The organism is Bradyrhizobium hipponense, from assembly GCF_008123965.1.
GTDB lineage: Bacteria > Pseudomonadota > Alphaproteobacteria > Rhizobiales > Xanthobacteraceae > Bradyrhizobium > Bradyrhizobium hipponense.
In genome coordinates, this window is the sequence record NZ_VSTH01000079.1 from 1 (window position 1) to 25,550 (window position 25,550).

Genomic DNA, 25,550 nt, shown 5'->3' on the forward strand with positions numbered 1-25,550 from the left:
CCCCCTCCCCAACCCTCCCCCACAAGGGGGGAGGGAGCGAGAGAGCGGCGCCCGCTTCACGCACAAATTCTCGCCAAAAATTCTCCAATGAATCCAACCCTTTTCTACTGTGCATGGGGTTGTTTTCGCGCTTTTTGATTGGCGCCGCGGTTCGGAGATGTTCATGACCGCAGCGCCTCTGCTCGACGTCCAGGACCTCACCGTCGAATTCACCACCCGCCGCGGCATCGTCAAGGCGGTGCAGCAAGTCAACATCTCCGTCGCCAAGGGCGAGACGCTCGCGATCGTCGGCGAGTCCGGCTCGGGCAAGTCGGTGACATCCTACGCGGTGATGCGGATCCTCGACCGTGCCGGGCGGATCGCAGAGGGCTCGGTGATGTTCTCCGGCATCGACGTCAAGGCGGCGAGCGAAGACCAGATGCGCGATCTGCGCGGCCGCGAAGTCTCGATGATCTTCCAGAACCCGCGCGCCGCGCTTAATCCGATCCGTAAAGTGGGCGACCAGATCGAGGACGTCTTGCGCACCCATGTGCAGCAGGCCATGGTTTCGGACCACGGCGAAAAGGCGATCGAGGCGCTGGAGCAGGTCAAGATCGCGCGCCCGCGCGAGCGCTACCACGCTTATCCGTTCGAGCTTTCGGGGGGCATGTGCCAGCGCGTCGTCATCGCGCTGGCGCTCGCCTGCAATCCGCAGCTTCTGATCGCGGACGAGCCGACCACCGGCCTCGACGTCACCACGCAGAAGGCGGTGATGGACCTGATCGTCGAGCTGACCAAGCGCAAGGCGATGTCGACCATCCTGATCACGCATGATCTGGGTCTGGCCGCGGCCTATTGCGACCGTGTCGTGGTGATGGAAAAGGGCCGGGTGGTGGAGACCGCCAAAGCCGCCGACATCTTCGCGAGCCCGCAGCACCCCTACACAAAAAAGCTGATGCGCGCCACGCCACGACTCGGTGTGTCGCTGCGCGATCTGTTGCCGGAGGAAGAGGGGGACTCTCCACGAGTCGCGCTGGTTGAGGCGGCCCCTCACCCCGTGAAGGACGGGGAGAGGGAGCAGACCAGCGCAAGCGGGGAGAGGGAGAAGCCCCTCCTCCTCATCGAAAAGCTGATCAAGGAATATCCCCGCCAGGGCGCGACGGCCACGCTCGGCAAGCTGTTCGGCCGCAAGCCGCCGGTCGAGCCGGATGTGTTCCGCGCCGTTGACGGCATCAGCTTCTCCGTCGGCCATGGCGAGAGCGTTGGCCTGGTCGGCGAATCCGGCTGCGGCAAATCGACGACGTCGATGATGGTGATGCGGCTGCTCGACCAGAGCTCGGGCCTGATCCAGTTCGACGGCGAGGACATCGGCGCCATCCTGCCTGCGGCTTTCGCTCGGCTGCCGCAGCGCAGCCGCATCCAGATGGTGTTCCAAGATCCGACCGACAGCCTCAACCCGCGCTTCACCGCCGCGCGCGCCATCGCCGACCCGATCATGCAACTCGGCGACATCAGGGGGCGCGACGCACTGCGAACGCGCTGCGAGGAGCTCGCGACCATGGTCGGGCTGCCGCTCAACCTGCTGGACCGATTTCCGCACCAATTGTCCGGTGGCCAGAAGGCCCGCGTCGGTATCGCCCGTGCGATTGCGCTGCATCCCAAGCTCGTCATCCTGGATGAGCCGACGGCGGCGCTCGACGTTTCGGTCCAGGCCGTGGTCCTGAATCTGCTCCAGGACCTCAAGGCGCGGCTAGGTATGAGTTATCTGTTCGTCTCGCATGATTTGAACGTAGTGCGCTTGTTGTGCGATCGTGTCATTGTGATGCGAGCGGGTCGAATCGTCGAAGAGGGATATTCAGAGAAGGTCCTCAGCGATCCGCAGGACGATTACACGAAGGAGCTGTTGACGGCGATCCCGCATCCGCCGTTGCCGGCGCACTAAGAGCGCACTGAGAGCCTGTTTGGGAGCGTGATGGCCGAACCGCTGGACGACTATATCGACGCCGTCGCGAAAGCGCTGGCGCTGCCGATCGAGGAGGCCCGGAGGCCGGCCATTCGCGCCAATCTCGATGTCTCGCTGCGGCTCGCCCGCCTCGTCGATGACTTTGCGCTGCCGGATGAGACCGAGCCGGCGCCCGTGTTCACAGCCTGACGCTGCCATGACCACCAAGCCAGATTTGACGGCCGCAGACATCGCCAAGGCAGTGGCCGGCGGCCGATTGTCCGCGCTCGATGCCACCGAAGCCGCCCTCGCGCGCATCAAGCAGCACGACACCACCCTCAATTCCTTCACCGATGTCACCTCGGATCGCGCCCGCGCCAGGGCGCGCGCCATCGATGCCGACATTGCCGCCGGCAAGACGGTCGGCCCGCTTGCCGGTGTCCCCTTTGCGGTAAAGAATCTGTTCGACGTTGCGGGCCTCACCACGCGCGCCGGCTCCAAGATCAACCGCGATCTCGCGCGGGCCAAGCGCGACGCCACGCTGATCGAGCGCATGGAAGCCGCCGGCGCAGTTCTCGTCGGTGCGCTCAACATGGGCGAATACGCCTACGACTTCACCGGCGAGAACGTCCACGACGGTCCCTCGCGCAATCCACATGACACGACGCGGATGAGCGGCGGCTCCTCCGGCGGCTCCGGCAGCGCCGTCGGCGGCGCGCTGGTGCCGATCGCACTGGGATCTGACACCAATGGTTCGATCCGCGTGCCGTCCTCGTTCTGCGGCATCTTCGGCCTGAAGCCGACCTACGGCCGGCTGTCGCGGGCGCGCTCGTTCCCGTTCGTCGCCAGCCTCGATCATCTCGGCCCGTTGGCGCGCTCCGTCACCGATCTCGCGCTCGCCTATGATGCGATGCAGGGGCCGGATGCCGATGATGCGGCCTGCACCACCACACGTGGTCTGGAACCGACGGTGCCGCTGCTCGCCAATCCGGTTTCTGACCTGCGCATTGCGATCGCCGGCGGACACTTCCAGAGCAATTTGTTTCCCGAGGCCGTCGAGGCCGTCGGCCGCGTTGCCAAGGCGCTCGGCGCGACGCAAGTCGTGGACATTCCCGAGGCCGCGCGCGCCCGCGCGGCAGCCTATGTCATCACCACGACCGAAGGCGCCTCGCTGCATCTCGATCGCCTGCGCAAGCGCCCGAACGATTTCGATCCGGCGGTACGCGACCGGCTGATCGCCGGCGCCATGGTGCCGGCGCCGCTGGTTGATCGTGCGCAAAAATTCCGCCGCTGGTATCGCGCGCAGCTTGCCGAGGTCTTCAAATCGGTCGACGTGCTGCTTGCACCGGCAACGCCCTGCACCGCGCCGAAGCTCGGCCAGGTCACGTTCAAGCTCGACGGCGTCGAGCTGCCGGTACGCGCCAATATCGGCATCCATACCCAGCCGATCTCGTTCATCGGCTTGCCTGTGGTCGCGGTGCCGGTGCCGCTCGAACCGCTGCCGATCGGTGTGCAGATCATCACGGCGCCCTGGCGCGAGGACATCGCGCTGCGCGTCGCATACGCATTGGAACGGATGGGCGTGGTAGCTGCGCCAAGCCCAAAGCGACTTTGAGAGGATTTTGAGATGGACATCGATCTTCCCGATGTGCTCGCGGAAGTCAAAGCCGCATTCGATCGCTACGAGCAGGCGCTGATCAGCAACGACGTTGCCGTGCTCGGCGAGCTCTTTCGCAACGATCCTCGCACGCTGCGCTACGGCATCGGCGAGAATCTCTACGGCTACGCGGCGATCTCCGGTTTCCGTGCCGGTCGCTCGCCGGTCGGCCTCAATCGCCGCACGGCCAAGACTGTCATCACCAGTTATGGCCGCGACGCGGCCGTGGCCTCCACCCTGTTCTATCGCGACACCATGCCGGGCAGGGTCGGCCGCCAGATGCAGACCTGGGTCCGCTTCCCGGAAGGCTGGCGCGTCGTCGCGGCCCATGTCAGCATCATCGACGAGCCGAAAGAGACCTGATCGTATGACGCTTGACGATTTCCCGCGGGGCATAGTACCGGCCGAGCCAGTGGTGCCACGCGTCGACCGTCCCTCGCCGTCGGTGCAGAAGGTCACGCGTGCCGAGGAGCTGCGTCTTCAGCTCGCCGACGAGATCGTGCGCGGCGCCCTTGCTCCCGGCGCTCCGCTTGACGAAACCGACATTGCACGGCGCTTCAACGTCTCGCGTACGCCGGTGCGCGAGGCGCTGCGCCAGCTGGTGGCGAGCGGCCTCGTCGAATCGCGCGCCCATCGCGGCGCGGTGGTGGCACAGCCTTCGGTCGAGCGGCTGACGAGCATGTTCGAGGCGATGGCCGAGCTCGAGGCGCTGTGCGCCGGCCTTGCCGCCGAGCGCATGTCCGCCGCCGAGCGTCACGGCCTCGAGGCCGTCCACGAGGAGCTGCGGGTGTTGAGCTACGCCGGCAATCCCGATCGCTTTCACGAGGTCAACGAGCGTTTCCACAACGCGATCTATGCAGGATCGCAGAACGGCTATATCGCCGAGATCACGCTCGCCACGCGCGTGCGCGTGCAGCCGTTCCGCCGCGCTCAGTTCCGCAATCTCGGACGCCTGGCCAAATCGCAGGCCGAGCACGACCGCGTCGTCGTCGCCATCATGCGCGGCGACAAGCAGGGCGCCGCCGCCGCCATGCGCGCGCACATCGAACTGGTGCGCGGGGAATACGAGATTTACGCGGTGTCGGTCTAAGCGAAGACTGTTGCGCCCTCACACGATCCGGGACGACTTGTTTCCCCAATACCGATCCCGCAGCAGCCGCTTGTAGAGCTTGCCCGTCGGCAGCCGCGGCAGTTCTTTCTCGAAATCGACCGAGCGCGGCACCTTCTGGCGCGACAGCGACGCCCCGCAAAAGGCGATCAGTTCCTCGGCCAGTGCCGGCCCGGGCACCACGCCCGGCATCGGCTGCACCACCGCCTTCACCTCCTCGCCGAGATCGGGATTGGGCACGCCGAACACGGCGGCGTCCGCGACCTTCGGATGCGTGATCAGCAGGTTCTCGCATTCCTGCGGATAGATGTTGACCCCGCCGGAGATGATCATGAAGGTCGCGCGGTCGGTGAGGTAGAGGAAGCGGTCGTCGTCGACATAGCCGACATCACCGACGGTGCTCATGCTGCCGTCGGCCGAGCGCGCCTCCTTGGTCTTCTCCGGATCGTTGAAATATTCGAACGGCGATGCCGTCTTGAACCACACCTGGCCTGGCGTCCCCGCCGGGCATGGCTTCATGTTCTCGTCGAGAATGTGGAGGTCGCCGAGTAGCACCTGGCCGACGGTGCCGCGATGGGCGAGCCACTCCTCGCTGTTGCAGGCGGTGAAGCCGAGGCCTTCGGTGGCGCCGTAATATTCGTGGATGATCGGCCCCCACCATTTGATGATGTCGTCCTTGACCAAGGCAGGGCACGGCGCGGCGGCGTGGATTGCGATCTCGAGCGAGGACAGGTCGTAGCGTGTGCGCGCGTCCTCCGGCAGCTTCAGCATGCGCGAGAACATCGTCGGCACGAGCTGGCTGTGAGTGACGCCCCATTTCTCCACGAGCTGGAGATACCGCTCTGGATCGAAATTTTCCATGATGATCACGGTGCCGCCCATGCGGATGGTCAGGTTCACGGCAGCCTGCGGCGCCGAGTGATAGAGCGGCGCCGGCGACAAATAGATCATGCCCTCGCGGTAGTGCCAAAGTTTTGCCAGGAAATCGAACAGCGGCAGATTGTGCTTCGGTGGCTCTTCCGGCAGTGGCCGCAGGATGCCCTTCGGCCGTCCCGTCGTGCCCGACGAATACAGCATGGCGGTGCCGAGCCATTCGTCCGCGATCGCTGTCTTCGGCAGACCGGCGGTCACCTCGGCAAGACCGACGATGCGATCGCTCTCGCCGGGACCGTCGGCCACGATGCAGAGCCTGACGTCGGGACAGACCTTGATCGCCTCGCGTGCGATGTCGAGCTTCGCCACCGACGTGATCAGGATCTTCGACTGGCTGTTGACGAGCAGATAGGCAAGCTCGCTCGCGGTGAGGAAGGAATTGACGCAGGTGTAGTACAGGCCCGATCGCTCGCCCGCGCCGCAGGCCTCGAGATAACGGGAATTGTTCTCCATGAAGATCGAATAATGATCGAGACGCTTCATGCCCTGGTTGCGGAACAGCTGCGCCAGCCGGTTGCTGCGCGCGTCGAGCTCGCGATAGGTGACGGTTTCGCCGGTCGCGGCCATGATGAAGGCGGGCTGCAGCGGACGCAGGCGGGCATGGTGACCAGTGTACATCAGTCCTCCGGCTTGGATTATGCGGCGAGAAGCAGGATTTCGCGCAGCTCGGCCGGCCCATCGATCTTGCGCGGATTGCGCGGCACCCAGGGCGTCCGCATCGCCTGCTCGGCAATGGCGTCGAAGTGCTCGGGCGAGACGCGCACATCGGCGAGGCTGCGCGGCATGCCGAGCGAGCGGATGAAGGCGTCCAGCACGTCGGCGGCATCCCGGCCGGGAAAGCCCATCGCGGCGGCGACGATCATCTGCCGTTCGGCATTGTCGCGCGCATTCCAGCGCATCACCGCCGGCAGCATGACACAGGAGGTGTAGCCGTGCGGCACGTCGAAGGCCGCGCCCAGCACGTAGCCGATGCCGTGGCTTGCGCCCATCGGCACACCGGCTGAAAGCGCGCCCATCGATAGCCAGGTGCCGATCTGCGCATCCATCCGAGCGTCGAGATCGGCAGGATTGGCCTTCACCCGCGGCAGGGCATCAGCGAGCATGGCCAGGCCCTTCACCGATTGCGCGTCGGCATAGGGGTGGGTCTCGCGCGAGCAGATCGCCTCGACGCAATGGTCGACGGCGCGAATGCCGGTCGAGAGAAACAGCCATTCCGGAGTGTGCACGGTGATGGCGGGATCGAGGATGGTCGCACGCGGCACCGTGAGCGGATGCCGCAGCATCTGCTTCACATGCGTGCGGAGGTCGGTGACGCCCGCGATCGAACTGAACTCGCCGCCGGCGATCGTGGTCGGCACGCTGATCTGCCGCACCGTCGGCGCGGTCATCTCCGGCGCGACGCGCTTGTGCACGCGAATGCGCTCGATGCCATCGACGTCGTCGATGCCGTTGGCGAGGCAGAGCTGCACCGCCTTGGCGCCGTCGGTGATCGAACCGCCACCCACGGTGACGATCAAATCGGCGCCCGCCTCGCGCGCCGCATGGGTCGCGGCGATCACCGCTTCGCGCGGGGTGTGCGCCGGCATGGCGTCGAACAGCCCGGCGCAGCGCGTGCCCAGCGCCTCCCTGATCTTCTCGATTTCATCGGTCTGCCGGTTGAGCGTGCCGGAGACCATCAGGAAGGCGCGGCGCGTCCCCAGCCGATCCATCTGTGCGACGATGGCGCCGGCCGCAGGATAGCCGAACACAACCTCCTCGATCGCGCCGTAAACGACACGTCCCTGATGCACGGCTGTCCTCCCGGACAATTCGTTTTGTTTTCTGGACGCGTAATCTAGCCGAGCCAGCGCCATCCGTCATGCGCGAAGACGCTGGCCTGGTCGTCACCCTCCCCTGGAGGGCTAAGGCGTGCACACGTCTCGAAAACTGACTCAAGAACAGGGACTTAGATGACCCCCGGTTTTGAAACGGCCTTGATGTCAGTCGGTCAGCGGGCATTGAAAAGACTCGTGATTCTCATCGATGCCGCTGGTCAGTCATAAGATGTGTGCACAGCTTAGCCTGGAGGGGGAGGGTCGATCGCGCGCAGCGCGAGCGGGATGGGGTGATCTCTCCACACGGGCAATGTTCAACGCGGAGAGACTGTCACCCCACCCCGCATCGCATTCCGCTTCGCTGCATGCGATACGACCCTCCCCCTCCAGGGGAGGGTGGCACCTTGCATGCGGCTCGAGTGCGATGATGCGGGATCTTTCAGTGCACCGCACCCGCCGCATTCATGAGCACAGCGAATAAGTCCATTCGCATCCCGCCCGCTAATCGCCGCGTGCGAGGACGGCTATCTCGGTGTCAACCCATCCGCCCGGCTAGGTAGCCCACCAGAGATGGCGCCCACGCTCGTCTTGAAGAGTCCATCATTGAAACCCATCTTGTGTGACCCGCGGGTAGGCGAGTACCCTGATGCTTCTGCGGCTTTATGCGAGGACCTGGGATGAGTGGACCGGACGGAAGCGAGCAATTTGTCAAAACGCACGATTTCGTTTCGCCTCGGCCTCGCGCAATCGCCGGGCTGCTTGCCGCGGCATTCGCCCTCGCCGGCTGTGGACAGCCGGCCACCCAGGCCGCAGCTCCGCCGCCGCCGGCGGTGACCGTCGCCCAGCCGGTCAAACGCACCGTCACCGATTGGGACGAATTCACCGGCCGCTTCGAGGCGATGGAGGAGGTGCAGGTGCGCCCCCGCGTCGGCGGCTTCGTCAACTCCGTCGAATTCCAGGATGGCGCGATCGTGCATCAGGGCGATCTGCTTTACGTCATCGACCCGCGACCGTTCGAGGCGGTGGCGGAGCAGGCGGACGGCCAGCTTTCCGACGCGCGCGCCAGGGTGGAGCTTGCCAAGCGCGAACTCGACCGCGGTCTCAACCTGGTGCAGACCAGCGCCGTCTCCGAGCAGGTCGTCGACCAGCGCCGCCAGGCCCTGCAGGCCGCGCACGCCGCGGAAGTGCAGGCCGAAGGCGCGCTCAAGGCTGCCAAGCTCAACATCGAGTTCACTCATGTGACGGCGCCGCTGACGGGGCGCGTCAGCCGGCATCTCGTCAGTCCCGGCAATCTCGTGCAGGGCAGCGACAACGGCACCTCGACGCTGCTGACCTCGATCGTGACGCTCGATCCGATCTACGTCTATTTCGACATGGATGAGGCGACGTTCATCAAGTACAGCAAGCTGTGGTTCGAAGGCAGGCGCCCGAGCTCGCGCGATACGGCAAACCCGGTGCAGGTAATGCTGGCCGGCGAGACCAAGCCTTCGCATGAGGGCACCATCAACTTCCTCGACAACCGCCTCGATGTCTCGACCGGCACGCTGCGCAGCCGCGCTGTCGTCAAGAACACCGATCTGTCGATCTTGCCCGGCCAGTTCGGCCGCGTGCGGTTGATCGGCAGCGCGCCCTACGAGGCGCTGCTGATTCCCGACGTCGCGGTCGCGACCGACCAGTCACGCAAGATCGTGTTCGTGGTCAAGCCGGACGACACCGTCGAGGCGCGCCCCGTAGTGCTCGGACCGCTCGATGACGGCCTGCGCGTGATCCGCGAAGGGTTGAAGGCGGAGGACCGCGTCATCGTCAACGGCATCCAGCGCGCCCGCGTCGGCGCCAAGGTCGCTCCGTCTCCCGCGCAAGCACCGGTCGGTGGCAAGCCTGGTGACAAGTCATGAATCTTGGCCGCCTATCCATCAACCAGCCCATCCTGGCGATGGTGCTGTCGATCGTGCTCTTGATCGTCGGCGCGCTCGCCTACACCACGCTGCCGGTCTCCGAATATCCGCAGGTGGTGCCGCCGACGGTGGTGGTGACCACGCAATATCCTGGCGCGTCCGCGCAGACCGTGTCGGATACAGTTGCTGCTCCGATCGAGCAGGAGATCAACGGCGTCGAGGACATGCTGTATCTGTACAGCCAGGCGACCTCGAACGGCCAGCTCACCATCACCGTCACGTTCAAGCTCGGTACCGATCTCGACAAGGCCCAGGTGCTGGTGCAGAACCGCGTCGCGATCGCGCAGCCGCGTCTGCCCGAGGAAGTACAGCGCAACGGCGTCACCACGCGCAAGAACTCGCCCGACATCCTGATGGTCGTGTTCATGCTGTCGCCCGACGACACCTTCGACCAGCTCTACATCTCCAACTATGCACTGCTCCAGGTCCGCGACCAGCTGCTGCGGCTCGACGGCGTCGGCGACATCCAGATTTTCGGCGCACGCGATTATTCGATGCGGCTGTGGCTCGACCCTGACCGCATCGCCAATCTCGGCCTGACCTCGGCCGAGGTGCTCGCGGCGATCCGTGCGCAGAACGTGCAGATCGCGGGCGGCCAGATCGCCGAGCCGCCGATCGCCGACCGCGCCTTCCAGCCGAACCTCACCTTCACCGGGCGCCTGAAGGACCAGAGGCAGTTCGAGGACATTTTGATCAAGGCCGGTTCCGACGGCCGAACGGTGCGTTTACGCGACGTCGCCCGCATCGAGCTCGGCGCGCTGGCCTACACCACCAACAGCTTCCTGTTGCGCAAATCGGCGGTCGCCATGCTGGTGACGCAGCGGCCCGGATCGAACGCGCTCGCGACGGCCAAGAATATCTCCGACACGATGACGAAGCTCAAGGCAAACTTTCCGAAAGGCCTTGATTACAATATCGGCTACAATCCGACCGAGTTCATCGCCCAATCCGTTCACGAGCTGATCAAAACCATCTACGAAGCCATGTTGCTGGTGGTCGTCGTGGTGCTTGTGTTCCTGCAAGGATGGCGCCCGGCGATCATTCCGATCATCGCGATACCGGTTTCGCTGGTCGGCACCTTCGCGGTGATGGCGGCGCTCGGTTTCTCCATCAATAATCTGACGCTGTTCGGCCTCGTGCTCGCCGTCGGCATCGTTGTCGACGACGCCATCGTCGTCGTCGAGAATGTCGAGCGCCACCTCGAGCACGGCATGAGTCGGCGCGACGCCGCGCTCAAGACCATGGAGGAGGTCGGCAGCGCGCTGGTCTCGATCGCACTTGTGCTGTGCGCGGTGTTCGTCCCGACCGCATTCCTCGGCGGCATTTCCGGGCAATTCTTCCAGCAATTCGCCGTCACCATCGCGGTTGCGACTGCGATCTCCTGCTTCTGCTCGCTGACGCTGTCACCGGCGCTGGCCTCGCAGATCCTGGTACCGCACGAAGAGAAGCGGCCGCCGGCGCGCTGGAATGTCGTGGCGCGCGGTTGGGACGCCTTCACCGGAATCTTCAACCGCGTGTTCGACCGCCTGGCGCATGGTTATGCGGGCCTTGCCAATTTCGTGATCCGGCATGCGGTGGTGATGATCCTGATCTACGTCGTGCTGATCGGCAGCGCCGGCTGGCTGATAGGCACCACGCCGCAGGGCTTCATCCCGGCGCAGGACCGCGGCTATGTCATCGTCTCGGTGCAATTGCCGGGCGCGGCATCGCTGGCGCGCACCACCGAGGTGGTGCGTGAGATCGAGCGGATTGCGCTGGATACGCCGGGCATCGTCCGCGTCGCCGCCTTCGCCGGCTTCTCGGGCGCCACCCGCACACAGGCCGGCAATGCGGCGGCGCTGTTTCCGGTGTTCGACGAGCCCGAGGCGCGCCTGAAGAAAGGACTATCCGCGAACGCCATCACCGCCGAACTGCGCAAGCGTCTCGCCGCGATCCAGGGCGCCTTCATCATCGTCATTCCGCCACCGGCCGTGCCCGGCATCGGCACCGGCGGCGGCTTCACCATCCGCATCCAGGACCGGCAGGGCCGCGGGCCGGAACTGCTCGCTGCCGCGACCGACGAGCTCGTCGCCGCCGCCCGCAAGTCGCCGAGCCTCACCTCGGTGTTCTCGCCGTTCACGGCCAACACGCCGCAGCTGTTCGTCGACATCGACCGGACCAAGGCGCAGAAGCTCGGCGTTCCCATCGCCAACATCAACGACACGATCCAGACCTATTTCGGATCGACCTATGTCAACGACTTCAACCTGTTCGGACGCACCTATCACGTCACCGCCCAGGCCGACCAGCCGTTCCGCAAAGAGCCTAGCGACCTGGCGCGGCTGCGCACTCGCAACGCGTCCGGCGACATGGTGATGCTCGGCAGTGTCGTCGACTTCAAGGACGTCTCGGGCCCCGACCGCGTCGCGCGTTACAATCTTTATGCAGCGTCAGAATTGCAGGGCGAGCCGGCGCCGGGCACAAGCTCCACCACCGCGCTCAACACCATCAAGAAGCTCGCCGATGACAACCTGCCGAGCGGCTTCACCTTCGAGTGGACCGATCTGTCCTATCAGCAGGTCACCGGCGGCAACACCGGTCTCTACGTGTTCCCGATCTGCGTGCTGTTTGTCTATCTCGTGCTCGCCGCGCAGTATGGCAGCTGGACCTTGCCGTTCGCGGTGATCCTGATCGTGCCGATGTGTCTGTTGGCTGCGACCATCGGCGTGCGTATCATGGGACAGGACGTCAACATCCTCACGCAGATCGGCTTCGTCGTTCTGGTCGGGTTGGCGGCGAAGAATGCGATCCTGATCGTCGAGTTCGCACGCGACATCGAGCTCGAAGGCAAGCCGCGGCTGGAGGCCGTGATCGAAGCCTGCCGCTTGCGGCTGCGGCCGATCCTGATGACGTCGTTCGCCTTCATCCTCGGCGTGCTGCCGCTGGTGATCTCGACCGGCTCCGGCTCGGAAATGCGGCAAGCCGTCGGCGTCGCCGTCTTCTTCGGCATGATCGGCGTCACTCTGTTCGGACTTCTGTTCACGCCGATCTTCTATGTGGCGGTGCGGAACCTGGCGGAGGGGAAGAACGTCAAGAAGCCGGAGCTAGTGACCTAGTTGGTGCTTGGAGCCCACACGCCAGAACAACCCAGTGTCGTCCCGGCGAAGGCCGGGACCCATAACCACAGGAAGTGGTTGTGGCGCGAAGCCGGTGACCACGAGTCTTCGTCAAAGCCAATCCTGTGGCTATGGGTCCCGGCCTTCGCCGGGACGACACCGTTTGTTTGTGTACACACCTCCCTCCATATTAACGGCCTAGGCCGAAATCGATGGGCAGGCGCGGGGTTCTTCACTAGTATCCGCGCGATTTCAAAACAGAAAACTGCTGGGAGCCTAAATATGAAATCAGCACTTTTGGCCGCTGTCGCAACTTCCGCTTTGTTGCTGGCGGCGCCGGCGTCCGCCCAAGGCGTCAAGATCGGCATCCTCAACGACCAGTCCGGCGTCTACGCCGACTATGGCGGCAAATGGTCGGTCGAGGCCGCCAAGATGGCGATCGAGGATTTCGGCGGCGAGGTGCTGGGCCAGAAGGTCGAGCTCGTCACCGCCGACCACCAGAACAAGCCGGATCTCGCGAGCTCGATCGCGCGGCGCTGGTACGACGTCGAGAACGTCGACATGATCACGGAGCTGACGACATCCTCGGTCGCGCTCGCGATCCACGAGCTTTCCAAGGAAAAGAAGAAGATCGACATCGTCGTCGGCGCTGCCACCTCGCGCCTCACCGGCGACGCCTGCCAGCCCTACGGCTTCCACTGGGCCTATGACACCCGCGCGCTGGCAGTCGGCACCGGCGGCGCGCTGACCAAGGCCGGCGGCGACACCTGGTTCTTTCTCACCGCGGACTACGCCTTCGGCTACGCGCTTGAGAAGGACACCAGTGAGATCGTCACCGCCAATGGCGGCAAGGTGGTCGGCTCGGTGCGTGTGCCGCTCAACTCCTCGGACTTCTCGTCTTTCCTGCTCCAGGCGCAGAGTTCGAAGGCCAAGATCGTCGGCCTCGCCAATGCAGGCCTCGACACCACCAACTCGATCAAGCAGGCGTCCGAGTTCGGCATCGTCTCCGGTGGCCAGAAGCTCGCCGGGCTGTTGATGACGCTCGCCGAGGTGAACGGCCTCGGCCTGCAGGCCGCCCAAAGTCTGGTGCTGACAGAAGGTTATTACTGGGATCTCAACGACAAGACGCGCAATCTCGGCGAGCGCTTCTTCAAGCGTACCGGCAGGATGCCGAGCATGATTCACGCCGGCACTTACTCTGCGACGCTTTCCTATCTCAAGGCGGTCAAGGCCGCCGGCACCAAGGATCCGGATGCCGTCGCCAAGAAGCTGAAGGAGCTGCCGGTCGACGACGACTTTGCGCAAGGCGGCAAGGTGCTAGAGAACGGCCGCATGGTCCATGACATGTATCTGTTCGAGGTCAAGAAGCCCTCGGAGTCGAAGAAGCCATGGGACTATTACAAGCTGCTCGCAAGAGTCCCCGGCGACAAGGCCTTCTTCACCGCCAAGGAAAGCGGCTGCCCACTGACGAAGTGACGTGTATGGCCCTGGCGAAAGCCAGGAGCCATTATCCTGGCTGGCAATCGTTGAAACACGGGGGACTTCATCCTTCCAATGACCGCGTTCTGCGGTTGACGGCGGTGACGAGGCCCCGCATCAGCAGATCTACGCCGTCGCCGCTTCCGCCATATACGCGCGCCAGCCGCCATAGGCGGTGATGTCGCGGGCTTCGCCCAGCACTTCCGGCTCGACGAGAAACCCCTTCACGGCACGGCCGTCGGCGAGGCGGATCGTGCCGATCGCCATCGGTGCCGGAATCGCATTGACGAACTTGCCGAAGGCCGACGACGACAACGACCAGACCTCGAGTTCGATCGAGGCTCCCTCGCCGGCCGCGACGCGCAGCATGCCGGGCTTGGGCGGGGTGGTCTGAAGCGCATAGAGGTTGTAGTCCGGCGCGGTCCTGGTCGCTTCGATCAGGCGTCCGTTCAGCGCCTTCAATTCGCCGTTCAGCGCCATGCCGGACAGGTGCGCGCCGACGACGGCGATCGGAATCTCGTCGGCCCTGCTGGCGGGAAGCGGCGCGAGCGGTGCTTGCGCGACGCCCTTGGCGCCGAGGGTCAGTTTGGTGTCGGCATGGAAGACGCGGCCGATGCTCGCGAGCATCGCATCACGACCTGCGGGCGCAAGAAGCGTGATGCCGAACGGAATGCCGTCGGCACGCATCGAAGCCGGCAACGCGAGGCCGCAGAGATCGAGCAGGTTGACGAAATTGGTGTAGGTGCCGAGACGGCTGTTGAGCTCGATCGGATTGGCCAGCACCTGCGCGGTCGTATACGCGGTCGGTGCCGTCGGCAACACCAGCGCGTCGAGGTTGGCGAAGGCGCGCTCGGCGATCTTGCGCAGGCCCTGCAGGCGGTAGAGCGCGGAGAAGGTGTCGGCCGCCGTGAGCCGCGAGCCGGCGGCCGTGATCTCGCGCGTCACCGGATGGATCGAGTCCGGGGCGGAGGCAAGCAGGTTGCGGATCACGAGATAGCGCTCGGCGACCCACGGCCCTTCATAGAGCAGGCGCGCCGTCTCGTAGAACGGCTCGAGGTCGAATTCGACCAGTGTCGCGCCGAGTGCGCTCCAGCGCTTTAGGGCATCGCCATAGGCCGCCTCCGCCTTCTTGTCGCCGAAGAAGATCAATTGCCCGTTGCGTGGCACGCCGAGGCGGAGATTAGCCGGGAATGGCGTGATCGCGCCCAGCGGCCGGTCGCGCGAGAACGGATCGGCCTGGTCCGGCCCCGCCATCACCGACAGCGCGAGTGCGGCATCGTCTACCGTCAGCGCGAACACTGAGATGCAGTCGAGCGTACGGCAGGCCGGCACCAGCCCGGCGGTCGAGATCATGCCGAGGCTCGGCTTCAGCCCGACGATGTTGTTGAGCATCGCCGGCACGCGCCCGCTGCCCGCGGTATCCGTGCCGAGCGACAGCGGCACGAGGCCGGCGCCGACGGCGGTCGCCGATCCCGAGCTCGATCCGCCGGGAATCAAATCCTCGCGGATCGAATTCCGGGGGATGCCGTAGGGCGAGCGCACGCCGACGAGGCCGGTTGCGAACTGATCGAGATTGGTCTTGCCGATGATGATGGCGCCGGCGGCGCGCAGGCGCTCCACTGCGGTCGCGTTGTGCGCCGGCGCGTAGGAGAAGGCAGGGCAGGCCGCCGTGGTCGCAAAGCCCAGCGCATCGATATTGTCCTTTACCGCGACCGGCACGCCGTAGAGCGGCAGGCTGGCGGCGTCTTTTCGCGCGGCGAGCCTCTCGGCTTCCGCGACCGCATCCGCTTCGTCGCGCAGACTGATGAAGACGGCGGGATCGTTGTGGTCGCGGATGCGCTGATAGCTGCGCGCGACCGTCTGCGCGGGCGTGACCGTGCCAGCGCGATGCGCGGCCACAATCGCGGCGATCGTTTCAGGCTGCTCAGCCCCCATGGCGACAAAACTCCGGCAACTTGTCTTCACCCGGATTTGAAGCAAGCGATGTGCCATTGTGTACAGAATCCCGGCAGCGCGTGTGGTCCGGATATTATCGGGGAATCAGTGGGTTGTGAGATATTTCGAGCGCCGGGCAGGTGGTCGTGCCAGCGCCCCGTTACGGGCATCTGCTCAAATCATGGGCAGCCGGGATCAAGTGAAGCAGGCAAGGATCTGGAGCAGCTGCTCCCGGTTCGCCTTGCCGATCTTCTCTTCCACGTGCCGCTCATGTGCCGCGGCCAGCCGCTTGAACTTGGCCAGTGCCGTATCGCCCTGCGCGGTGAGGTGCAGGGCGTGGGAACGGCGGTCTGTCTTCGATTTGATCCGCTTCACCAGCCTGCGCTGCTCAAGGCTGTCGAGCAGATGCACGAGGCGCGCGCGCTCGATGCCGAGCCGTTTTGCCACCGCCATCTGGGAGAGGCCCGGATTGGCGCCGATTACCGTCAGCACCGAATATTGCGTCGGCCGGATATCGACGTCGCCGAGCGTCTTGATGAAATCCTGAAAAATCCAGAGCTGGAAACGCCGCACGGCGTAGCCGGCGTGTCCGACCAGGGCATCGAGGCCGATGTCGTCGACGTCCTCCCGCAGCGCAGCGCCGTTGCCCGCTCGTTTGCGCGGCGAAGTGCTTGTGTCCGTCCGAGCTACGCTGGCTGTCACGTGATGTCTCCTGCCTGCGCTTCCTTGTAGCGCCTCGAGGACGCTAGAGGAAGATTGTTGTTGACGACAACAATTGCTGTGCTCAACATTATCGCCAAAGCAGTCCGGAACGAGGCTGCGCCCGGATCCGGGCGAGGAGGAAACACATGACAGCCGCCCCACGCGGTGAGGCTTCGAGCCTGTTCGCAACGCCTAAGACCGTCGCCGAGCACCGCGCCGACGGCAGCATCGTGCTGCGCTCGTCCGAGCCCTTGCGCGAGAGCGCGCGCTGCATCGGCGACTGGCTGGAATATTGGGCGCGGCAAACGCCGGACAAGGTCTTCCTCGCCGAGCGCAGCCATGCCGAAGCGCCCTGGACCACCGTCACCTATGCGCAGGCACTGCGCCAGGTGCGTGCGGCAGCGTCATGGATCCTGGCGCAGGGCCTGGGTACCGAGCGTCCGCTCGTGATCCTCTCGGACAACAGCATCGACCACGCGCTGCTGGCGCTCGCCGCGCAGCATGTCGGTGTGCCCTCGGCCGCGATCTCGCCCGCCTATTCGCTGATGTCTCGGGATTTTGACAAGCTCAAGAGCATGATCACGCTGCTCGAGCCCGGCGCGATCTATGTGTCCGCGACAAAACCGTTCGCCGCGGCGCTCGCCGCAATCAAGCCGCTGCACCAGGCGCAGATCATCAGCGGCAATGCCGACGATGCAGACGCGCTCGCGTTCCGCGCCATCGCGGCAACGCCGGAAACGCCTGATGTCGCAACAGCCTTCGCCGCGGTGACGCCGGACACGATTGCAAAATTCCTGTTCACCTCGGGCTCGACCGGCACGCCAAAGGCCGTCGTCAACACCCAGTGCATGCTGACCTCGAGCCAACAGGCCAAGGCGCAGACCTGGACGTTTCTCGATCAGGGGGGTGACGATCTTGTCATCCTCGACTGGTTGCCCTGGAGCCACACCTTCGGCGCCAACCACAATTTCAACCTGGTGCTGCGCAATGGCGGCTCGCTCTATATCGACGGCGGCAAGCCCGCGCCGGGTCTGTTTGCGACATCACTCGCCAATTTGAAAAGCGTGATGCCGACGGTCTATTTCAACGTACCGCGCGGCTTCGACATGCTGATCGCGGCGCTGCGCAGTGACGAGGAGTTGCGCCGCCGCTTCTTCGGCGAGGTGAAGTTCGCCTTTTATGCCGGTGCAGCGCTGCCGCAGAATCTCTGGGATGCGCTCGAACAGCTCTCCGTCGAGACTGTCGGGCGGCCGATGCCGATGGTCTCGGCCTGGGGCTCGACCGAGACCTCGCCGCTGGCGACGGACTGCCATTTCCTTGCCGAACGTTCCGGCAATATCGGCGTGCCCATTCCCGGCACCGAACTCAAGCTGGTCAAGTCCGGCGACAAGCTGGAGGTGCGCGTGCGCGGCCCCAATGTCACGCCGGGCTATTGGAAAGCGCCGGAATTGACGAAGCAGGCGTTCGACGAGGAGGGCTTCTATCTCATCGGCGATGCCGTGAAATTCGCCGATCCCTTGCGGCCCGAGCGCGGCCTGTTCTTTGACGGCCGCGTAGCGGAGGACTTCAAGCTCAATTCCGGCACCTGGGTCAATGTCGGCACGCTGCGCGTCGCCGGCATCGCGGCCCTTTCGCCGCTTGCGCAGGACATCGTGGTGTCCGGCCATGGCGGCGACGAGGTGCGTTTCCTGGTGTTCCCTAATCTAGCTCCCTGCCGTTCGCTCGCCGGTCTGCCCGAGGCCGTCGGGGTCGACGAGGTAGTCACGCATGACAACGTCAGGAGCGCAATCGCGCAGGGCCTCGCAAGACTGAAGCAGCAGAGCGCCAACTCCTCCGGCCACGCCACGCGCGCGCTGCTGCTCGCCGAACCGCCATCCGTCGACGGCGGCGAGATCACCGACAAGGGCTACATCAACCAGCGCGCCGTGCTGACGCGCCGTGCGGATGCGGTGGCGTGCTTGAATGACGATGCGTCGGGTGAGTGGATCGGCTGCAATTGATTGCTTGCGCTGTCCCTCTCCCCTTGTGGGAGAGGGTGGCTTCGATGCGTGGCATCGAAGGCGGGTGAGGGGTCTCTCTCAGCGAGTGAGACTCTCACCATTGAATTCGCCATTGAATTCGCGGAGACATACCCCTCATCCGGCGCTTCGCGCCACCTTCTCCCACAAGGGGAGAAGGGAAGGAGAGAGCGAGCTCGCAAAATAAGCCAGCCAGCCTGCCGCAATATGCTGCCGATTCTTTTGTTGCCTAAGCAACTAGTTTATGCGAATCCTCCAGACAAGATGACGGCGGGGGAACCGCTGCGTCTGATCTCGGAGGAAACCATGCTCGGCCGGAATGGTGCCGTCAGCAAACGCCGGCGTATGCCAGGGTGTGACGGGAGATCGCGTTCGACACGCGACCTGTCAGGCCCCGGTGCCGCCAGTCACTGCGCCCAAATTCTCGTGCAGCCGGCGCAACAGGCCGATCAGCACCTCGCGCTCGTCCTTGCTGAGGCAGGACAGCAGCCGCCGTTCGCGCTCGAGCGCCGCGACGATCACCTTGTCATGGGTGGCGCGGCCCTTCGCCGTCAGCGCGATCGAATGGCTGCGGCCGTCGTTCGGATCGGTGCGGATCGACACCAGTCCGCGCTTCTCAAGACCGGCAAGCGTCCGGCTCACCGGCCCCTTGTCGAAGCCGATGACATGGCAGATGCGGGAGGCCGGAATTTCCGGCTCGATCGCCAGCAGCGACATGATCCGCCACTCCGTGACGTTGACGCCGAATTGCCGCTGATAGAGCGCGGTCGCGCTGTTGGAAAGCTTGTTGGCGATGAAGGTGATGATCGCCGGGACGTAGCGGTCCAGATCGAGCGTTTGTCCCAGCTCGGCGGGCGCAGGCTTCTGGCGAGGTCTGGAAGGCGGCGGCATGTCGGGTTTCTGACTCGCGAGGTGTTCGCAGACCTAAGGGCATGCGGCCAGCTTTCACAAGATCAAATTGAGGGAGAACTTCAATGAGCGCATCCGGCTCCCCTGCAACAAGCGGTCCGTCAGGCATCCCCCATCTCGACGTCGATCCTTTCGCGATGAATTTTTTTGCCGATCCCTATCCCACCCACGAACTGCTGCGGGAAGCGGGGCCGGTCGTCTATCTCGACAAGTGGAATGTCTATGGCGTGGCGCGCTACGCCGAGGTCCATGCCGTGCTGAATGATCCTGCGACGTTCTGCTCCAGCCGCGGCGTCGGCCTTTCCGACTTCAAGAAGGAGACGCCGTGGCGGCCGCCGAGCCTGATCCTTGAGGCCGATCCGCCCGCGCACACCCGTACCCGCGCCGTGCTGTCAAAGGTGCTGTCGCCGACCGTGATGAAGCAGGTGCGCGATCGCTTTACGGCGGCAGCGGATGAGCGGGTCGATATGCTGTTGGAGCAGCGCAGTTTCGATGCGATCTCGGATCTCGCGGAGGCCTATCCGCTCTCGATCTTCCCGGATGCGTTGGGGCTGAAGCCGGAAGGCCGCGAGCATCTGATTCCCTATGCGAGCGTCGTGTTCAATGCCTTCGGCCCGCCCAACCAGCTCCGCCAGGACGCGATCGAGCGGTCGGCGCCGCACCAGGCCTATGTCACCGAACAGTGCCAGCGCGAGAATCTAGCCCCGGGCGGCTTCGGCGCCTGCATCCATGCCCGCGTCGACGAAGGTGAGATCACGGCAGCCGAGGCGCCGCTGCTGGTGCGCTCGCTGCTCTCGGCCGGTCTCGACACCACCGTCAACGGCATTGGCGCCGCGGTGTATTGCCTCGCGCGCTTCCCCGACCAATGGCAGCGCCTGCGCGGCGATCTCACGCTGGCGCGCAATGCGTTCGAAGAGGCGGTGCGATTCGAAAGTCCGGTGCAGACCTTCTTCCGCACCACCACGCGCGAGGTCGAGCTGTCCGGCGCGACGATCGGAGAGGGCGAAAAAGTTCTGATGTTCCTCGCCGCCGCCAATCGCGATCCGCGGCGCTGGGACAAGCCGGACAGCTACGATATCACGCGCCGCACCTCCGGCCATGTCGGCTTCGGCTCCGGCATCCACATGTGCGTCGGTCAACTCGTCGCCCGTCTCGAAGGCGAGGTGATGCTGACCGCGCTGGCCCGGCGCGTCGCCAGGATCGAGATCACCGGCGAACCAAATCGCCGCTTCAACAATACGCTGCGCGGGCTCGACAGCCTGCCCGTCACCATCACCCCGGCCTGACGAGGAGCTTTATGCCAGCCATCAACTTCATGCATCCCGACGGCAAGTCCGACCGCATCGAGACCAGCGACAGCGAGAGCGCCATGCAGGCCGCGACCCGCCACGGCCTCGACGGCATCCTGGCCGAATGCGGCGGCAACGCCATGTGCGCGACCTGTCACGTCTATGTCGATGAGGATTGGCTTGGGCGATTGCCGGCGATCGGCGATGACGAGGATGCGCTGCTCGACGGCACCGCCGCCGAGCGGCTGCCGAACAGCCGGCTGTCATGCCAGATCGTGATCACGCCCGATCTCGACGGGCTCGTGCTGAGACTGCCGGAGCGGCAAGTCTGAGTTCTCAGGTGCTGAGTTATCAAACGTACCGGCAAGGATCGGTGCGACAGCAAGCCAAACAGGGGAGGGAATGATGAAACGCTTGAAGTGGACGCTCGCGCTGGCCGCAAGCCTTATGGGCGGTGCCGCAAGTGCCGAGATATCCGACAATGTCGTGCGCGTCGGCGTGCTCAACGACATTTCCGGCATCTTCCAGGACACCAACGGCATGGGCTCGGTCGAAGCCGCGCGCATGGCGGCGGAAGACTTCAACGGCGGCGGCAAGGGCATCAAGGTCGAGATCGTCTACGCCGACCACCAGAACAAGGCCGACGTCGGCAACGCCATCGCGCGCAAATGGCTCGATGTCGAGGGCGTCGATGCCGTCGTCGACGTGCCGAATTCGGCCGTGGGCCTCTCCATCAACGCGCTGCTACGCGATAGCCGCATGACCTTCCTGGCGTCCTCGACTGCAAGCTCGGATCTCACCGGCAAGGCCTGTTCGCCCAACACCATTCAATGGGTCAACGATACCTGGGCCACCGGCAACACCACGGCGGCGGCGATGGTGTCGCGCGGCGGCAAGGACTGGTATTTCCTCACGGTCGACTACGCGCTCGGCAAGGGCATCGAGGGCGAGGCGCAGAAATATATCGAAGCTCACGGCGGCAAGGTGCTCGGCTCCTCAAAGCATCCGCTCGGCACCTCCGACTTCGCCTCCTTCCTCTTGCAGGCGCAAGGCTCGAAAGCGCAGGTGATCGGGCTCGCCAATGCCGGCGGCGACACCATCAACGCGGTGAAGCAGGCGGCCGAGTTCGGCATCCAGCAGGGCGGGCAGAAGCTCGTCGCCTTCCTGCTCTTCATCAACGACGTCCACGGCATGGGCATCAAGGTCGCACAGGGCCTCCAGCTGATGGAAGCCTTCTACTGGGACATGAACGACGACACCCGCGCCTTCGCCAAGCGCTTCGCTGCGCGGCCCGGCATGAACGGCAAGATGCCGAGTGGCAACCAGGCCGGCGTCTATGCCTCCACGCTCGCTTATCTCAACGCCGTCGCCGCGACCGGCAGCGACAACGCCAAGGACGCCGTGCCCGAGATGAAGAAGTTCAATGGCAAAGACAAGCTGTTCGGCGACACCGCCATCCGCCAGGACGGCCGCGTCGTCCATCCGATGTATCTGTTCGAGGTGAAAAAGCCGGAGGAGTCGAAATACCCGTACGACTATTACAAGCTGATTTCGACGATTTCGGCGGACCAGGCGTTCCGTCCGTTGGCGGAGGGCGGGTGTGAGCTGGTGAAGTAGTTGCCGCGGCGAACGCAGCTGCACCCTCGCCCCTTGTGGGAGGGGGTGGCTTCGCGATAGCGAAGCCGGGTGAGGGGTTCTCTCCGCGAGTCATTCTCTTTCGAACGTGCGGAGACAGACCCCTCATCCGGCGCCGTAGCCGAAGCTTCGCTTCGGCGTTCTTAAGAGACGGCGGCCGGAGGCCGCCTATGCCACCTTCTCCCACAAGGGGAGAAGGGAAGAAAACTCTCACCCCACCACCTTGCTGCTTCCTTGCGTGATCAGCCGTGCGGCGCGCTGGTCGCGGGAGTAGATCCAGAGCCAGCTCAAGGCGACGCTAAGGCGGTGGCGCAGCCCAATCAGGAAGTAGATGTGGGCGATGCCCCAGATCCACCATGCGATGGTGCCGCGCAGCTTGATGCGGCCGAAGTCGATCACCGCGAGCCGCTTGCCGATCTGCGCGAGGCTGCCGGCATGCTTGTAGCGGAACGGGCCTGTGGGCTCTTTGCGCAGGCGCGCCTTGATGGTCTCGGCGACATGACGTCCCTGCTGCTTGGCGGCCGGCGCGATGCCGGGCACCGGCTTGCCGTCCCAGGCACTGATCGTCACGGTGTCGCCGACCGCGAAGATCTCGGGATGGCCGGGGATCGTCAGATCGGCCTCGACCTGCACGCGTCCGGCGCGATCGGCCGGCACGCCCAGCCATTCCGCGGCAGGCGAGGCGCGCACGCCGGCTGCCCAGATCTTGGTCTTGGCGTCGAGCCGCGTGTCGCCATAGACCACCCCGTCGCGGTCGATTTCGGTGACGGCCTGGCCCAGCACGACCTCGACGCCGATCTTCTCCAGCGAGGCCTGCGCATAGGCCGAGAGGTCGTCGGCGAATCCCGCGAGCACGCGCGGCCCCGCCTCGATCAGCACAACGCGCGCCTTTGTCGTATCGATGTTGCGGAAGTCTTCCGGCAGGGTGTGATGCGCCATCTCGGCGATGGTGCCGGCGAGCTCGACGCCGGTGGGGCCGGCGCCGACGATGACGAAGGTCAGCCGCGCGGCGCGCCGGGCCGGATCGGTCTCGCGCTCGGCGCGCTCGAATGCCACCAGGATGTGCCGGCGCAGCGTGGTCGCGTCTTCCAGCGTCTTCAGGCCGGGCGCGAACTGCTCCCATTCGTCATGGCCGAAATAGGCGTGGCGCGCGCCGGTGGCGAGCACCAGCGTGTCGTACGGCACCTCGCTGCCGTCATCCAGTAGCACCGCGCGTCTGTCGGCATCGACACCGCTGACCGTCGCAAACAGCGTCGTCACCTCACGCCTCGCGCGCATGAGATGGCGCACCGGCCAGGCGATCTCGCTGGTGGCAAGCGATGCGGTCGCGACCTGGTAAAGCAGGGGCTGGAACAGGTGATGGTTGCGGCGATCGATCAGCGTGATCGCGACCGGGCTGCCTGCGAGCCGGTAGGTTGTCTCCAGCCCGCCGAAGCCGGCGCCGACGATGACAACGCGGTGGGGTGTCGTGGTCATGGGTGCGGCCCTCGGGTCTGGCTGGTGAAGCTCTCTGTCATTTAAGTGTGGAAAGTGGCACGCGGTCCAATAGCCGTCATCAATCGAAGAATAGGCCGGGCGTATCGAGGTCCCGCGAAAAAGCGCCGCAGGCCGCGCCGAAGTGAGTAGAACTATATTTCTTGCCATTAACGATTAGGACGAATTATGATGCAGGCAGGCTCCGAGGCCATTGGCAACTCGACGGATTTTGCGCTCTAAAGAGACCACCCGGAGCGGCGATCACCCCGTCTCCGGGACAAAGAGAATTGAGGAGGGGAGTGGTTATGAGGACAGCATTCTGGCTGGCGGGCGCGACTGCGCTCACGCTGGCAAGCCCGGCTTTCGCCGGCGACACCATCAAGATCGGGTTCGTTTCGACCTTCAGCGGGCCGACCGCCGTGATCGGCAACGACATGCGCAACTCGTTCGAGCTCGCGCTGGACCATCTCGGCCGCAAGATGGACGGCAAGCCGGTCGAGGTGATCTACGAGGACGACGGGCAAAAGCCTGACGTCGGCAAGCAGAAGACCGAGAAGCTGGTGCAGTCCGATAAGGTCGATTTCATCGTCGGCTATATCTGGTCCAACGTGCTGCTGGCTTCGCTGAAGACCGCCGTGGACTCGCAGACCTTCCTGATCTCGGCCAATGCCGGCCCGTCACAGCTCGCCGGCGAGCTGTGCTCGCCCTACGTATTCTCGACCTCCTGGCAGAACGACCAGACGCCGCAGGCCATGGGCCTGTACATGAACCAGAAGGGCGTCAAGAGCGTGTTCCTGATCGGGCCGAACTACGCCGCCGGCAAGGACATGCTCGCGGGCCTCAAGAGCACCTTCAAGGGCGAGATCAAGGGTGAGGAATACACGGTCTGGCCGAGCCAGCTCGACTTCTCCGCCGAGCTGTCCAAGGCCCGCGCCTCCGGTGCCGAGTCGATCTTCGTGTTCTATCCGGGTGCTGCCGGCGTGCAGTTCCTCAATCAATATGTGCAGGCCGGCCTGAAGAGCACGATGCCGCTCTACACCGCCTTCACCGTCGACGAGCTGTCGCTGCCGCTCCAGAAGGACAACGCACTCGGCGTCCCCGGCGCGCAGGAATGGGTCAACGACCTTCCCAACGAGCAGAACAAGCGCTTCGTCGCCGACTATCGCAAGAAGTACACCGGGCTGCGCCCGACCTATTACGGCGCCCAGGCCTATGATGCCGCCCAGCTCATCAACAGCGCGGTCGTCGCTGTGAAGGGCGACACCAGCAAGAAAGATGCGATGAAGGCCGAGATGGAGAAGGCTAACTTCAAGTCGCTGCGCGGTGCGTTCAAATACGGCAACAACCACATCCCGGTGCAGAGCTTCTATCTCCAGGACGTGGTCAAGGATGCCGATGGGCAGCTCGCCCTCAAGACGGTCGCCACCATCGTCGAGAACAACCAAGATCGCTTCCACGACAAGTGCCAGATGAAGTAGGGCTGGCTGAGCGAGCTCTCTCCTCTCCCTCTCCCCGTTCTTACGGGGGCGCGACGAGCTTCGCTCGCGCTGAGAGGGTTGGGGTGAGGAGAGTCTCCGCGGGGACGGTAGATGTTAGCCTCGCAACCACTCACCACGCCGTCATT

19 protein-coding genes are annotated in these 25,550 nt (G+C 64.8%); 13 read left to right on the forward strand and 6 right to left on the reverse strand.

What is annotated here, in order from left to right; translation table 11 throughout:
* Positions 1 to 163: 163 nt before the first annotated feature.
* Genes FXV83_RS23600 through FXV83_RS23620 form a run of 5 tightly spaced genes read left to right on the forward strand, consistent with a single transcriptional unit; the run spans position 164 to position 4,668 of the window.
* Positions 164 to 1,921, forward strand: a complete 1,758-nt coding sequence (locus FXV83_RS23600) for a dipeptide ABC transporter ATP-binding protein (protein ID WP_148741768.1) — start codon at positions 164 to 166, stop codon at positions 1,919 to 1,921.
* 30 nt (positions 1,922 to 1,951) lie between these two features.
* Positions 1,952 to 2,131 (forward strand): DUF4089 domain-containing protein, encoded by a 180-nt coding sequence (locus tag FXV83_RS23605; protein WP_187436106.1) that lies wholly within the window; start codon positions 1,952 to 1,954, stop codon positions 2,129 to 2,131.
* Between the two features lie 7 nt (positions 2,132 to 2,138).
* Positions 2,139 to 3,536 (forward strand): AtzE family amidohydrolase, encoded by a 1,398-nt coding sequence (locus FXV83_RS23610; protein ID WP_187436107.1) that lies wholly within the window; start codon positions 2,139 to 2,141, stop codon positions 3,534 to 3,536.
* Between the two features lie 12 nt (positions 3,537 to 3,548).
* Entirely contained in the window at positions 3,549 to 3,941 is a 393-nt protein-coding gene (hpxZ, locus tag FXV83_RS23615; RefSeq protein ID WP_148741770.1) for an oxalurate catabolism protein HpxZ, read from the forward strand.
* 4 nt (positions 3,942 to 3,945) lie between these two features.
* Positions 3,946 to 4,668, forward strand: coding sequence for a GntR family transcriptional regulator (locus tag FXV83_RS23620; RefSeq protein ID WP_187436108.1), 723 nt, complete (start codon positions 3,946 to 3,948; stop codon positions 4,666 to 4,668).
* A gap of 18 nt (positions 4,669 to 4,686) precedes the next feature.
* On the opposite strand, the gene FXV83_RS23625 is transcribed toward FXV83_RS23620, so the two are convergent.
* Positions 4,687 to 6,237 carry an AMP-binding protein gene (locus tag FXV83_RS23625; protein ID WP_148741772.1) on the reverse strand — a complete coding sequence of 517 codons (1,551 nt, stop codon included), beginning with the start codon at positions 6,235 to 6,237 and terminating at the stop codon, positions 4,687 to 4,689.
* Positions 6,238 to 6,254: 17 nt separating this feature from the next.
* Entirely contained in the window at positions 6,255 to 7,409 is a 1,155-nt protein-coding gene (locus FXV83_RS23630; RefSeq protein ID WP_148741773.1) for an iron-containing alcohol dehydrogenase, read from the reverse strand.
* A 701-nt stretch (positions 7,410 to 8,110) separates the two neighbouring features.
* Between FXV83_RS23630 and FXV83_RS23640 the strand changes: the two genes are divergently transcribed.
* From FXV83_RS23640 to FXV83_RS23650, 3 genes are all read left to right on the forward strand, one after another.
* Positions 8,111 to 9,328 (forward strand): efflux RND transporter periplasmic adaptor subunit, encoded by a 1,218-nt coding sequence (locus FXV83_RS23640; protein ID WP_187436109.1) that lies wholly within the window; start codon positions 8,111 to 8,113, stop codon positions 9,326 to 9,328.
* A complete protein-coding gene (locus FXV83_RS23645) occupies positions 9,325 to 12,483 on the forward strand; it encodes an efflux RND transporter permease subunit (RefSeq protein WP_148741776.1) in 3,159 nt (1,052 codons plus the stop codon). The genes FXV83_RS23640 and FXV83_RS23645 overlap by 4 nt, the downstream gene beginning before the upstream one ends.
* A gap of 282 nt (positions 12,484 to 12,765) precedes the next feature.
* Complete coding sequence (locus FXV83_RS23650) at positions 12,766 to 13,959, forward strand: ABC transporter substrate-binding protein (protein ID WP_148741777.1); 1,194 nt, start codon at positions 12,766 to 12,768, stop codon at positions 13,957 to 13,959.
* A gap of 129 nt (positions 13,960 to 14,088) precedes the next feature.
* Here FXV83_RS23650 and atzF read toward each other — a convergent pair whose 3' ends face one another.
* Positions 14,089 to 15,897, reverse strand: a complete 1,809-nt coding sequence (atzF, locus tag FXV83_RS23655) for an allophanate hydrolase (protein WP_148741778.1) — start codon at positions 15,895 to 15,897, stop codon at positions 14,089 to 14,091.
* A 195-nt stretch (positions 15,898 to 16,092) separates the two neighbouring features.
* Positions 16,093 to 16,599 carry a MarR family winged helix-turn-helix transcriptional regulator gene (locus tag FXV83_RS23660; RefSeq protein ID WP_148741779.1) on the reverse strand — a complete coding sequence of 169 codons (507 nt, stop codon included), beginning with the start codon at positions 16,597 to 16,599 and terminating at the stop codon, positions 16,093 to 16,095.
* Between the two features lie 146 nt (positions 16,600 to 16,745).
* On the opposite strand from FXV83_RS23660, the gene FXV83_RS23665 reads away from it, so the two are divergent.
* Positions 16,746 to 18,599 carry a feruloyl-CoA synthase gene (locus FXV83_RS23665; RefSeq protein WP_148741780.1) on the forward strand — a complete coding sequence of 618 codons (1,854 nt, stop codon included), beginning with the start codon at positions 16,746 to 16,748 and terminating at the stop codon, positions 18,597 to 18,599.
* Positions 18,600 to 19,004: 405 nt separating this feature from the next.
* Here FXV83_RS23665 and FXV83_RS23670 read toward each other — a convergent pair whose 3' ends face one another.
* The gene (locus FXV83_RS23670) at positions 19,005 to 19,508 is read right to left on the reverse strand and encodes a MarR family winged helix-turn-helix transcriptional regulator (protein ID WP_148741781.1); all 504 of its coding nucleotides are present in this window, start codon (positions 19,506 to 19,508) and stop codon (positions 19,005 to 19,007) included.
* 83 nt (positions 19,509 to 19,591) lie between these two features.
* Here FXV83_RS23670 and FXV83_RS23675 point away from each other — a divergent pair, with 83 nt between their 5' ends.
* The 3 genes from FXV83_RS23675 to FXV83_RS23685 all read left to right on the forward strand — a co-directional run bounded on the left by FXV83_RS23675 (position 19,592) and on the right by FXV83_RS23685 (position 22,432).
* Positions 19,592 to 20,812 carry a cytochrome P450 gene (locus tag FXV83_RS23675; RefSeq protein WP_148741782.1) on the forward strand — a complete coding sequence of 407 codons (1,221 nt, stop codon included), beginning with the start codon at positions 19,592 to 19,594 and terminating at the stop codon, positions 20,810 to 20,812.
* 11 nt (positions 20,813 to 20,823) lie between these two features.
* A complete protein-coding gene (locus FXV83_RS23680; RefSeq protein ID WP_148741783.1) occupies positions 20,824 to 21,147 on the forward strand; it encodes a 2Fe-2S iron-sulfur cluster-binding protein in 324 nt (107 codons plus the stop codon).
* Positions 21,148 to 21,220: 73 nt separating this feature from the next.
* Positions 21,221 to 22,432, forward strand: a complete 1,212-nt coding sequence (locus FXV83_RS23685) for an ABC transporter substrate-binding protein (RefSeq protein ID WP_148741784.1) — start codon at positions 21,221 to 21,223, stop codon at positions 22,430 to 22,432.
* A gap of 228 nt (positions 22,433 to 22,660) precedes the next feature.
* Here the strand turns inward: FXV83_RS23685 and FXV83_RS23690 are convergent, their stop codons facing one another.
* Positions 22,661 to 23,926, reverse strand: a complete 1,266-nt coding sequence (locus tag FXV83_RS23690; protein WP_148741785.1) for an NAD(P)/FAD-dependent oxidoreductase — start codon at positions 23,924 to 23,926, stop codon at positions 22,661 to 22,663.
* 305 nt (positions 23,927 to 24,231) lie between these two features.
* Between FXV83_RS23690 and FXV83_RS23695 the strand changes: the two genes are divergently transcribed.
* A complete protein-coding gene (locus FXV83_RS23695) occupies positions 24,232 to 25,404 on the forward strand; it encodes an ABC transporter substrate-binding protein (protein WP_148741786.1) in 1,173 nt (390 codons plus the stop codon).
* Positions 25,405 to 25,550 lie beyond the last annotated feature (146 nt).